The organism is Riemerella columbipharyngis, from assembly GCF_900101995.1.
GTDB classification, from domain to species: Bacteria; Bacteroidota; Bacteroidia; order Flavobacteriales; family Weeksellaceae; genus Riemerella; species Riemerella columbipharyngis.
This window is the reverse complement of the sequence record NZ_FNAS01000001.1, coordinates 287300-299768: the sequence shown is the minus strand read 5'-3', so window position 1 is coordinate 299768 and position 12469 is coordinate 287300. Positions and strand designations below refer to the sequence as shown.

Here is a 12469-nt window from a genome sequence, read left to right as displayed (position 1 = left end):
TATTGCTCAAATATAACAATAAAATATCTAACAAACTGTAATAATCTGTTTATTTCTGCTTTTTGGCATTAAAAATCACTTTAGCATTATTATCTTTTATTCGTACCCTCAACCAGTCTGTGATGGCTTTTTGTTTTTCTTCTTCCAGAAGAATTTTAGTACCTATAATCACTACATTTATTTTGTTAGAACTACTATCATTTACCTGCTGCATTTCATTGAAACCAAAATTGTCAATATCGCTATTCTGAACTTTCAATTCCTTGAATATTTGATAAGTTTCATCTCTATGAAATTTCACGCTATCACTCTTCATTAGTAGCATTTTCCTTAATTGCTGGTCTGCAGATGCCGTAGCGGACATTTCCTCAGTCGTGGTAGCAGGTATAAAATTAAAACCTTGTTTTATTGACAACTTAACTTTACCTAAACCATAGCCGTTCAGCCTTTGATTTAGAGTTTTAATACTTGTAGAATCTAGTTTTTGCCCACCATAGGTAAGTTCTATCTCCCTATTTTCATAATCTACTTTTTTATTCAAAAGAAAATTATTTGGGAATATGGCTTCTGTATTGATAAAGTGCAATGCTTCTTGTTCAAATTTATTTTTACGAACCATAGTATATCCAAAATAAATACTCGGCACTAAAGTAAAAAACACCAATATCCACATAATCTTCTGTGAGCGTTTTTCCATTTTCAAATCCTCAAAATGGTATTTTGGAAAATCTAAGACTTTTAAGATAATAAAAGTAGATAAGGCTATATAAACCGTATTGATAAAATAGAGATACAACGCTCCAAAGAAGAAATTAAACTGCCCCGTAGCCAATCCAAATCCGGCAGTACAAAGAGGCGGCATCAAAGCAGTAGCAATAGCCACACCGGGGATTACATTCCCTTTGAGTTTGGAACTAGTAGCCACAATTCCTGCCAATCCTCCGAAAAAGGCGATCAATACATCATAGATGTTGGGGGAAGTCCGTGCCAAAATTTCAGAAGACGAATTGCTAATCGGTGATATTAAAAAGTATATCATAGAGGTTATCAAACCTATAAGGGTAGCAAAAGCGTAGTTTTTTATAGCTTTCCTAAGCAGCCAGGGATCATTAATCCCTACCGAAAAACCAATTCCCATAATAGGTCCCATAAGCGGTGAAATAAGCATCGCCCCAATAATCACTGCCGTAGAGTTCATATTCAGCCCCAGACTCGCTATAAATATGGCAAAGATCAAAATCCATAAATTAGTTCCTCTAAAAGGAATACTGGCGGAAATATTTTCTTTGATATTGTCAAAATTTTCTTTCTGTGAGAATAAACTAAATACTTCTCTCAGTTTATAATAAAGTTTGTCTATTATCATACCATCGTTATATTTTTTAATCTTTAAGTTTGGCAATGACATCTATACCGCCTTTGGTCTTGTCCCCTATCTTGCAAAGTATCTCTGTGTCCATAGGCAGGAAGACATCCATACGAGATCCGAACTTTATAAACCCGAATTCGTACCCCGCCTTTGCCTCATCCCCTTCATTACAATAAAAAACAATACGCCTTGCCACATATCCCGCTATCTGGCGGAATACTACTCTTGCATTATTAGCAGTATCTACAGCCACCGTAGTTCTTTCGTTTTCCGTAGAAGACTTTTCGTGCCAGGCCACTAAATATTTACCCGGATGATATTTTTTATACACTACCTTTCCGGTAACAGGATATCTGCACATATGCACATTTAGCGGAGACATAAAAATAGAAATTTGAATACATCTTTCCTTCAAAACTTCCTGCTCTTCTATTTCTTTTATCATTACCACTTTACCATCTACAGGGGCTATAATATCGTGAAGATAATCTCCAATTTGTCTATTAGGAACACGGAAAAACCATAGCACTAAACCTAAAACCACCAAAAGCGGAATGATAACAGACAATGACCAGATTTTAAGATAATGAATAGAGAAAAAACCAGCTACTACTGTAAATATCAATACAATTGTAAGTGTTCCTTTTGATTCCTTATGCAACTTCATATCACTAATTTATTATAAAAAAAATCTCTCTAAAGCAAGGTACAAATATACGGCAGGTACACAAATAATAAAACTGTCTAATCTATCTAAAATCCCACCATGTCCAGGTATGATATTACTACTGTCTTTAACGCCAAAATTTCTTTTTAGCTGGCTCTCTACCAAATCACCCAATGGGGCAAATATTGCCACGATGCCTCCTATTACCGTCCAATTCCAACCTTCTGTAAGACCATGAATATATCTACCTACTACAAATCCTAATATAATCGTACAAACAAAACCTCCGGCAAATCCCTCCCATGTTTTTTTAGGACTAATCTTTGATGCCATTTTGTGTTTACCAAAAAGTCTTCCAAAAACATAAGCAAAGCTATCGCTACTCCATATCAAAAGAAATAAATAAAACATATTCGGAGAAAAGCTCTGCGGCACGCCGGAAATAAAAGTAGGCAACGATAGAGAAATACCAAACGGCACCGATACATAAATTACCGTAAAAATAAATTTCCCATTCTCTTCATATAGCTCATTTGGATATCGAAATAAGGTAACTACCGCAATGATCACTAAAAACACTGCCATATAATCCGAAATCGTAGGAGACATATAAAACCCGCCGTTAAAGTAACGAATAGCATATCGATAAAAAACAAAAACAGCTGTAGGAAACGCAAGCCATTTCCAAAAATTATTTCCCAACTTCGTCAGTCTAACGCTCTCCCACACTCCTATTAACATAAAAAACGAAATTAGACCTATATACAAATATTCCTGTGCTATAATATTTTTACCCAAAATACCATTAAGAAAAACGGCACCATCGGGCGTCGTACAAAATGTAATTACTAAAACATATAGCAGCCCGAATATAAGGCGTTGAATTAAATTCTTATCCAAAACAAATATTTTTAATCTTCGAGCAAAAGTAAGAAAAGTTTATTATCCACAGCATTTGGGTCATCTAATTTAGATTGGCTCCCACTGATAGATGTAAGATTTTTAAGCGGTCCTCTTCTACGCTTCACAATCGCCATAGCTTCATTAAGATTACTGACAATCTGAGAAACATTGGCTATTACAATGATTTTTTGAGGTAAGTGGGCTGAATTATAGTTCAGTATATTATTACTGGAAAGCATAATTTTGCCATCATAAGCAATAAGACATTCGCAAGTAATAAAAGCAGCATCGTTTTTTTGAGTTAATACATCTGTATACGATGCATTCACAACATCTAAAAAACTTTTCAACTCGTTGTCCCAACAAAAAAAAGATTTGATATCCTCCGCTTTAATAATTTTATGCAGAGTCTGCAAAGCTTCCGTTTCATCACCACAATAATTAAATATCCCACCGGAATGCGTGAATAATTTGGCAAATTTGAAATCCAAATCTGCAGATGACAACTCATCACCCAATTTTATTAAATCAGGTTTATCATCTTCCTCTTTTTTCGGAGTAATAAGTCCTTTTATTTTATCCCAAAAAGCCAATTCTGTTGCTTTACGATATTTAATTCAACAAAAGTAAAAAAAAATATGAGAAAAATAAAAAAAATAATCCCAAAAAATTGGGATTATTGTTGTATTCTGTAAAATATTCTTGCCCTACTTGCTGGTATCTTGAGGATCTATTTCTGCCTTTTCCTCCTTCTCTGCATCTTCCAATGGGGTTTCTGTAAGCTCGGGATCCCAAGCTCTTTTTCCGAATATAGCTTCTAAATCCTCACGGAAAATCACTTCTTTCTCCAATAATTTATTGGCTAATGCATCTAACTTCTCTCTATTTTCTTTAAGAATATTTAAAGCTCTTTGATATTGATTTTCTACAAGTTTGGATATTTCCTCGTCTATGAGCTTGGCTGTTTTTTCGGAATAAGGTTTACTAAAACTATATTCCTGCTGTCCGGAACTGTCATAATAAGAAATATTACCTATCCTTTCATTCAGCCCATAAATAGTAACCATTGCCTGAGCTTGTTTCGTTACTTTTTCCAAATCCGAAAGTGCTCCTGTAGAAATATTTCCGAATACTACTTGCTCTGCTGCTCTACCTCCGAGAGTGGCACAAATTTCATCTAACATCTGCTCCGTAGTAGTAAGCTGACGCTCCTCCGGAAGATACCAAGCGGCTCCTAATGAACGACCTCTCGGCACAATAGTTACTTTGAGTAATGGTGCGGCGTGCTCCGTAAGCCAGCTGATAGCTGCATGCCCCGCTTCGTGGAATGCCACTCTCCTTTTTTCAGATGGCTTTATAGCTTTATTTTTCTTTTCGAGACCACCGATAATTCTATCCACAGCATCTAAAAAGTCTTGCTTATTCACTGCCGTATGATTATTTCTTGCCGCTACTAATGCCGCCTCGTTACAAACATTTGCAATATCTGCCCCACTAAAACCGGGAGTTTGTTTTGCTAAGAATTCTATATCTACGGAAGAGTCCAATTTTATCTTAGCCAAATGTACCTTAAAGATATCTTTCCTCTCGTGAAGCTCCGGCAAATCTACATATATAGAACGGTCAAACCTACCGGCACGCATCAGTGCTTTATCCAATATATCCGCACGGTTAGTCGCCGCCATTACAATGACATTAGTATCCGTACCGAAACCATCCATTTCTGTCAATAGCTGGTTCAGCGTATTTTCTCGCTCATCATTACCTCCCGTGAGAGAGCCTCTGCCCCTTGCCCTGCCTATGGCGTCTATCTCATCAATAAAGATAATAGCAGGAGATTTGGCTTTCGCTTGAGCAAACAAATCTCTTACTCTGGACGCCCCTACGCCTACAAACATTTCCACAAAATCTGAACCGGACAACGAGAAGAAAGGAACTTTTGCCTCTCCTGCCACCGCTTTTGCCAACAAGGTTTTACCGGTTCCCGGAGGACCTACCAATAGTACTCCTTTTGGAATTTTACCTCCTAATTTGGTGTATTTCTCAGAATTTTTAAGGAAGTCTACTACCTCTTGCACCTCTTCTTTAGCTCCTTCCAAACCGGCTACATCTTTGAAAGTTACTTGTACTTTTTCTTTTTCGTCAAAAAGTTTTGCTCGAGATTTTCCAATATTGAAAATCTGACCACCTCCGCCTGAGCTCCCGCCCATTCTTCTGAATAGAACAAAGTAAAACAAGAACATTATACCTATCCAAAACAAAGCCTGTATAATCAATCCCTGCATAGGGGACTCCGAGTTATCAAAACTAATTGTAGTTTTCACTTCCGGATTAGTTTGTTTAATATCATCAAATTTCTTTTGAAAATATTGTAAATCTCCGTACGTAAATTTGTAATCTGGTGTATCACCGCTGAGATTCGCCAGCGGATTGTTACTTCTCTCTATTTTTGTTTTGGCAGAAGTCGTAAGATAGACATCTGCTTCTCCGGAATCCTTCATTAGGGTAACGCTCTTTATCTTCCCCTCTTTCATCATTTGAAAAAAACCATCGCTATCGAGTGGTCTGGTATCTTCCATAGAAAAAAACTTTGGTAAAAATAACATTCCCAAAGCCCCAAATATCAGAAGATAGAACCAATTAAAACCTTTACTTTTATTCATTTTTCTAAGTTATCTTATCGTTTATTCTTCTATTTTAGTTATCTCCGCATCGCCCCACAGCTCTTCTATTTCGTAATACTCCCTAATATGCCTTTGAAAAATATGAACTACCACAGAGACATAGTCCACAAGCACCCAAAGTGCATTTTCTATTCCTTCCACATGCCAAGGTCTCTCTTTGAGTTCATTTCTCACTTTTTTCTCCACATTTCCGGCAATAGCGGCAACTTGTGTATTGGAATTACCACTACAAACAATGAAATAGTCTGCTACGGAATTTTCAATTTTAGAAAGGTTAAGGATTTGGATATCTTCTCCTTTGGTATCCTGTATCGCCTCAACGATTTTGTCGATTAATAATTGTTTTTCACTAATTTTGCTCATTCAAAAAATTATATTAGTTGCAAATTTATTGCTTTTTATTGATTTATGCCTATTTTGATTCTTTAATTTTACAAAAAAATGGAACACCTCCACCACATCGAGCAATGCCCTTCTACAAACGATGAGATACTCAACTTCTCGGCGGAAATAAAAAACACCCCCATCATCTCACTCTATACCACAAATCAAACCGCCGGCAGAGGGCAGTATGGTAATAAGTGGACAATATCGCCCGATGAAAACCTTGCTATCAGCTTTTTGATGGCTGATAATCTTTTCATGGTTTCCCATCACCTTATCAATTATTATACCGCAATAATCATTCGTGAATTTATTGCCAATATGACACAAAAACAACCTCTAATTAAATGGCCCAATGATATTATTCTTAATCAAAAAAAAATCTGCGGTATACTATTGGAAAAAAGAGGGGAATATCTCATTATCGGGGTTGGAATCAATGTTCTTCAAACTGATTTCAGCCATTTTCCAAAAGCTGGCTCTATATTTACCCAAAGCGGAATAAAATTCAACCTTAAAAATTTTACCGAAACTTTTTTCTCTTTTTTCAAAAACAAAATCCTTACACCACCTGATACCGATACTATAATAAACCGTTTTAATTCCTTTTTGTTCAAAAAAGATGAAGTTGCCGTATTTGAGCACCAAGGCACGAGACAAAATGGCATAATCCTAAATGCCGATGCAGAGGGATATATCCACATAAAATTTGAAAACGGTATCCATAAATTTTATCATAAAGAGATCGCTATGCTCTATTGATTGGCTCTTCTAAAATAAAGAAATACAGCCACAGGTGCAAATACAAAATTGGGCAGCCACATCGCCACAAAAGGCGTGAGCGTACGGGTAGTAGATACGATTTTCAATGCTTCAAAAGAAAAAATAAACACAAATGCCAATGCTATCCCCAAAGCGAGATTGACACCTATACCTCCCCTCTTTTTCTCTGAGGACAACGACAGCCCGAGTATAGTAAGAATAATGATAGAAACGGGCATAGAAGTTCTGGAATACAATTCATTGAGATAAATATTGATGTTTCCGTTTCCTTTTTCTTTCTCTCGTTGTATAAATTTTATCAGCTCCGGAGTCGTTTTATCTTCGCCTAAAAGCTCATCAGGGAAAAGCTCTTCCGGCGGATGCCCAAAACTTTGATACATTTGTGCACCGTTCGTTAGAATTTCCGAATCATTCTTACCGGCTTTTTTTTCGTAATAGGAATTTAGAGAAAAGGCTTTTTTATCCTTATCCCATTGAATATTCATCGCCGTGATTCGCTGGATAAGTTTTTTGTTCTTGTCAAACTTTTGATACATATAGCCCGAACCTCTATTCTCTTGACGGTTATAGGAATTGATAAACACATACTCCGTAGGGGACATCTGTGCCGATATCTTCACATTGCTTTTAGCCTCCTGTTGACGGGTTTCGGATTTGGTATAAATCAATAATTTATTTTTCTTAACATTTGCCATAGGAAGAAAATAATGATTAAGCAAAAGAGAAAAAACAGCAATTGCAAATGCAGAAACAAAATAAGGTCTCGAAAATCTATGAAAACTGGCACCACTGCTGATTATCGCTACAATCTCCGTATTATTAGCCAGCCGAGAAGTAAAATATATCACCGAAATAAATACCAAAATAGACATAAAAGTAATGACAAGGTAAATCATCCAAAACGGATAAAAATGAAGGAGGAAATACCCTACCGTATAGCCGCTTTTTTCTATGTTTGGTGATTTTGCCTGAACATCTACCACTATTACAATAATAGTAAGCAGCATCAGCATAAAAACCAAAGTCCCTAAAAATTTTTTAATAATATAACGGTCTATAATGTTCATATAAGCGTTTTCAGTTCTGCAAATTTAATATTTTTATTAAATAATGGTTTTTAAGCTCCTTCTTTTTCATGATATGATTTTGAGTTTAATGCCTCCGAAATCAAATAGGCTTCGCTCCAGCACGCTTGAAAATTAAACCCTCCTGTAACAGCATCTATATTCAACACCTCTCCTGCTATATAAAAATTAGACAAACACTTTGAGGCCATTGTTTTGAAATTAATCTCTTTCAAATCTACACCACCTGCCGTTACAAACTCTTCTTTGAATGTAGATTTACCATTGACTCTAAACAACTTTCTACAAAGCGTTTCCAAAATCATTCCCATTTCCTTAGATGATATATTTGCAAGCTGCTTGTCTTTATTGACACGATTCAGCTCCAATACTCTATTCCAAAACCTTTGGGTAGTGGGAAATATCTTACTCTGTCCAATCGTCTTTTTGGAATGTTTCTCTTTAAAGTCTAAAAAATACGACTCTGCTTCTTGATAAGTGATATTGAGGAAATTAATTTCCACATCAAATTGATAATCCACTTCTGCCAAACGAACCGCCTCCCAGGCAGACAGTTTCAGAACCGCAGGACCGCTAAGCCCCCAATGGGTAATCAGTAAAGCACCATTTTCACTTGATTTAAGATTCGGTATTTTCACTTTCACATCCGGAAAACTCGTTCCCGAAAGCCCGTCTAACAATTCATCTTTAACATTAAAAGTAAAAAGAGAAGGCACCGGACTAACCATCTTATGCCCAAGTTTTGCCAATAGCTTCATTCCCTTAGGCGAACTCCCCGTAGTATAAATAATAATATCCGCCAAGAACTCTCCTTTGGAAGTCTCTACGATATACCCCTCTTCTTTAGGAATAATATCTTTAACAGACACTTTTGTATTAACCGCTATGCCTTTTTTCAAAGCATTACTGTAAAGTGCGTCAATAATAGATTGCGAAGAATTACTTTCAGGAAAAACCCGCCCGTCTGTTTCTATTTTCAGCGGTACGCCGTGCTCCTCAAACCACGCCATCGTATCCCCCGGCTGAAACTTGGAAAAGACGCTTACAAGCTCCTTGTTCCCACGCGGATAAAACCTCACCAATTCTTTAGGGTCAAAACAAGCGTGGGTAACATTACAACGACCACCTCCCGATATTTTCACTTTTTGTAACACATCGGTATTCTGTTCAAAAATAGAAATGTCGTACAAACTGCTGTCTAAATTAGCCGCTGCAAAAAAACCTGCTGCTCCGCCACCTATTATTGCTATTTTTCTCTTCATTAATTTCATTTTTTAGCTTAATGCCAGACAACTTTAAATATATCGGGAGGCTATTCGTTTTTATTTCAAAGATCTAAATCCCATTTCATAAAATGCAAAGCTTATCAAGTCGGCATTTTCATCTATAATTTGATCTGTGGAACGCCCTGCACCGTGTCCCGCATTATGCTCTATTCTTATAATCACAGGGTTGTTACAAGATTGTTTCGCTTGAAGCTGAGCACCAAATTTAAAAGAATGAGCCGGTACTACCCTATCATCGTGATCGCTTGTGATAATCATAGTGGAAGGGTAGCACACACCTGATTTTACATTGTGAACCGGCGAGTAAGATTTTAGGTATTCAAACATTTCTCTACTGTCTTCAGGCATTCCGTAGTCGTACGACCAACCCGCACCTGCTGTAAATTTATTATATCTAAGCATATCTAAAACACCGACTCCCGGGAATGCTACCTTAGCGAGGTCCGGGCGTATAGTCATCGTTGCACCTACAAGCAATCCTCCATTGGAACGACCGGAGATAGCCATATAATCTCGCGAAGTATACCCGTTTTCCTGCAACCATTCTCCTGCCGCAATGAAATCATTGAATACATTTTTCTTTTGCATCTTGGTTCCTGCATCGTGCCATTTTTTTCCGTATTCTCCTCCTCCTCTGATATTCGGAACGGCATAGACACCTCCGTTTTCCATCCATATGGCATTCACTACCGAAAACGCCGGCTGAAGACTGATATTGAACCCACCATAAGAATACAGCAATGTAGGATTTTTGCCATTTTTCTTTAATCCTTTTTTATAGCTTATGGTCATAGGAATTTTAGTCCCATCCGAAGAGGTATAAAACACTTGCTCTGTTACAAAATTATCAGGATTAAAATTAACTTTGGGTTTTTGATAGACCGAAGACACTCCTGTTTCTACATTGATTTTATATGTGGTACTCGGAGTGATGTAATTTGTAAACAGATAATACAGTTCCTTATCTTCTTTTTTTCCTCTAAAACCGCGTGCTGTACCTTTTCCAGGAAGAGTAATGGTACGAATGACCTTACCACTGTACTCTACCTGCTCTACATAAGACAGTGCATCTTTCATATATTGAGCGAAGAAATAATCTCCTCCCTTACTAATATTCAAAACATTTTCTCTTTCGGGAATGATGTCCGTCCAAACTTCAGGATTATGAATATTAAACTTTACAAGTCTTTTATTCGGTGCGTTTTTATCAGTAATTGCATAGATTTCATCTCCTTGGGTATCTACAACTTCGGTGTTGTACTCATAGCCTTCTTGCAGGGGAATAAGCTCTGTTTTGTTTTTCAGATCTTTGATATACAGCTCGTTCCCATTGGTAGAATTTGCAGCTGATATTACTAAATATCGCTGGTCTTCCGTTACATAAGCACTTAAGTAGCGTCTTTTGAAATTTTCGCCTCCGAGTATAAGTTTATCCTGAGATTGTTTAGTTCCTAATTTATGGAAATAAACTTTATGAGTATCTGTCTTTGCAGAGAGTACGCTGCCCTTTGGCTTGTCATAGCTTGAATAAAAGAATCCTTCGTCCCCGAGCCAGGCTATTCCGCTAAATTTAACATCTTTGAGGGTTTCGTCTATCTGCTTTTTGGTGACGACATCTAAGATGATGATTTTGTTCCAATCGCTTCCTCCTTCCGAGATTTTATAAGCAAACAAGTTTCCTTTCTTATTAAAAGAAATCCCCGATAACGAAGTAGTACCGTCTTTAGAAAATTTATTGGGGTCTAAAAATTCTTCTACTTTACCGTTTTTATCTTTACGATAAAGAACAGACTGTGCCTGAAGCCCGTTATTTTTGTAAAAATAAGTATAATCTCCTTCTTTGAACGGTGCAGATATTTTTTCGTAATTCCAAATATCTTTCAGTTCTTTACGAATTTTATCCCGAAAAGGAATTTTATCCAGAATGCTTTTTGTAAAAGCCACTTCTTTTTTCACCCATTCTTTTGTCATTACAGCTTGGTCGTCTTCCAGCCAATGATACGGGTCTTCTACCTTTTCACCGAAATAAATATCGGTATGGTTTACTTTTGGGGTTTGGGGATAATGGTACATCACATTTTTTTTCTGAGCATTAGATACAGCGGCAAGACATAATGCTGCACTTACATATAGAGCTTCATTTTTCATAACAATTAAAAATTTATATTTGATTTAAAATTTGAGCAGCATGCTCCTTTGTTTTCACCTTATCGATGATGCGGGTGCAGATACCATTTTCATCAAAAATAAAAGTAGTTCTTACTATTCCCATATATTCTTTTCCCATAAACTTTTTGAGCTGCCAAACGCCAAACTTATCAATAATATTTCTGGATTCGTCTGCTATCAAATCATACGGAAATAGAAATTTGTCTTGGAATTTCTTTTGCTTCTCCACAGAATCCGCACTGATGCCTAAAATCTCGTAGCCTCCATTTTTCAGCTCTGCATAGTTATCACTTAGGCTGCACGCTTCTGCAGTACACCCTGGCGTATTCGCCTTTGGATAAAAGAATATGACTAATTTTTCGCCTTTGAATTTAGACGATTTTATCACTTTTCCATCTTGGTTAACCCCCTCAAACGAGGGAAGTTTATCGCCAATATTTATCATAATGTTTATTTTTGTCCAAATTTAAGGTATTATGACAAAAAAACAAAGGGCAGAATTGATTCAACGGGAATTGGAAAAACTTTATCCCGAAACGCCTATTCCTCTGGACCATAAAGATGCCTACACCCTCCTCGTGGCTGTGGCTCTATCCGCCCAAACGACGGACAAAAAAGTAAACGAAGTAACGCCAAAACTCTTTGAAATAGCAGATACGCCATTCAAAATGAGCAAACTGGAAGTCATTGAAATAAAAGAACTCATCAAAGAAATAGGACTGTCCAATACAAAAGCAAAAAATCTAAAAGCAATGGCGGAGCTCCTCGTAGAAAGGCACCAGGGCATTGTTCCGCAATCTTTCGAAGAATTAGAAGCACTACCCGGCGTAGGACACAAGACGGCATCTGTGGTAATGAGCCAAGCCTTTGGGGTTCCTGCATTTCCGGTAGACACCCATATCCATAGGCTGATGACGCTATGGAAACTCACTTCCGGAAAAAATATAACCCAAACCGAAGCCGATGCAAAAAAAATATTCCCTAAGAATGTATGGAACAAGCTCCACCTCCAAATTATCTTTTACGGGAGAGAATATTCGCCGGCAAGAGGAAACGGTGATCGAGATTTTATCACAAAAATGCTGTTCCCTGAAAAAACAAACTCCAATAAAAAAGCTACCCCATAAGGATAGCTTCGT

General features: G+C 37.1%; 12 protein-coding genes. 2 read left to right on the top strand and 10 right to left on the bottom strand.

Going from position 1 to position 12469, the window contains the following annotated elements:
- Nucleotides 1-49: 49 nt before the first annotated feature.
- The 6 genes from BLS89_RS01320 to rsfS all read right to left on the bottom strand — a co-directional run bounded on the left by BLS89_RS01320 (nucleotide 50) and on the right by rsfS (nucleotide 5986).
- Entirely contained in the window at nucleotides 50-1366 is a 1317-nt protein-coding gene (locus BLS89_RS01320; RefSeq protein WP_245688758.1) for a TIGR00341 family protein, read from the bottom strand.
- Nucleotides 1367-1382: 16 nt separating this feature from the next.
- A complete protein-coding gene (locus BLS89_RS01315; RefSeq protein WP_092735701.1) occupies nucleotides 1383-2036 on the bottom strand; it encodes a phosphatidylserine decarboxylase family protein in 654 nt (217 codons plus the stop codon).
- 12 nt (nucleotides 2037-2048) lie between these two features.
- Entirely contained in the window at nucleotides 2049-2936 is an 888-nt protein-coding gene (locus tag BLS89_RS01310; protein ID WP_092735700.1) for a phosphatidate cytidylyltransferase, read from the bottom strand.
- An 11-nt stretch (nucleotides 2937-2947) separates the two neighbouring features.
- Nucleotides 2948-3532, bottom strand: coding sequence for an LUD domain-containing protein (locus BLS89_RS01305; RefSeq protein WP_092735699.1), 585 nt, complete (start codon nucleotides 3530-3532; stop codon nucleotides 2948-2950).
- Between the two features lie 114 nt (nucleotides 3533-3646).
- Nucleotides 3647-5602 carry an ATP-dependent zinc metalloprotease FtsH gene (gene ftsH, locus BLS89_RS01300; protein WP_092735698.1) on the bottom strand — a complete coding sequence of 652 codons (1956 nt, stop codon included), beginning with the start codon at nucleotides 5600-5602 and terminating at the stop codon, nucleotides 3647-3649.
- A 21-nt stretch (nucleotides 5603-5623) separates the two neighbouring features.
- Nucleotides 5624-5986: a ribosome silencing factor gene (gene rsfS / locus BLS89_RS01295; protein ID WP_092735697.1), complete on the bottom strand. Its 363-nt coding sequence runs from the start codon at nucleotides 5984-5986 to the stop codon at nucleotides 5624-5626.
- Nucleotides 5987-6064: 78 nt separating this feature from the next.
- On the opposite strand from rsfS, the gene BLS89_RS01290 reads away from it, so the two are divergent.
- A complete protein-coding gene (locus BLS89_RS01290; protein ID WP_092735696.1) occupies nucleotides 6065-6769 on the top strand; it encodes a biotin--[acetyl-CoA-carboxylase] ligase in 705 nt (234 codons plus the stop codon).
- Here BLS89_RS01290 and BLS89_RS01285 read toward each other — a convergent pair.
- Genes BLS89_RS01285 through bcp form a run of 4 tightly spaced genes read right to left on the bottom strand, consistent with a single transcriptional unit; the run spans nucleotide 6763 to nucleotide 11775 of the window.
- Nucleotides 6763-7857 carry an LptF/LptG family permease gene (locus BLS89_RS01285; RefSeq protein WP_092735695.1) on the bottom strand — a complete coding sequence of 365 codons (1095 nt, stop codon included), beginning with the start codon at nucleotides 7855-7857 and terminating at the stop codon, nucleotides 6763-6765. The two genes, BLS89_RS01290 and BLS89_RS01285, sit on opposite strands and share 7 nt — an antisense overlap.
- A 50-nt stretch (nucleotides 7858-7907) precedes the next feature.
- Entirely contained in the window at nucleotides 7908-9146 is a 1239-nt protein-coding gene (locus tag BLS89_RS01280; protein WP_092735694.1) for a BaiN/RdsA family NAD(P)/FAD-dependent oxidoreductase, read from the bottom strand.
- Between the two features lie 51 nt (nucleotides 9147-9197).
- Nucleotides 9198-11309 (bottom strand): prolyl oligopeptidase family serine peptidase, encoded by a 2112-nt coding sequence (locus BLS89_RS01275; RefSeq protein WP_092735693.1) that lies wholly within the window; start codon nucleotides 11307-11309, stop codon nucleotides 9198-9200.
- Nucleotides 11310-11322: 13 nt separating this feature from the next.
- Nucleotides 11323-11775, bottom strand: coding sequence for a thioredoxin-dependent thiol peroxidase (gene bcp / locus BLS89_RS01270; RefSeq protein WP_092735692.1), 453 nt, complete (start codon nucleotides 11773-11775; stop codon nucleotides 11323-11325).
- Nucleotides 11776-11806: 31 nt separating this feature from the next.
- On the opposite strand from bcp, the gene BLS89_RS01265 reads away from it, so the two are divergent.
- Nucleotides 11807-12457, top strand: coding sequence for an endonuclease III domain-containing protein (locus BLS89_RS01265; RefSeq protein ID WP_092735691.1), 651 nt, complete (start codon nucleotides 11807-11809; stop codon nucleotides 12455-12457).
- Nucleotides 12458-12469 lie beyond the last annotated feature (12 nt).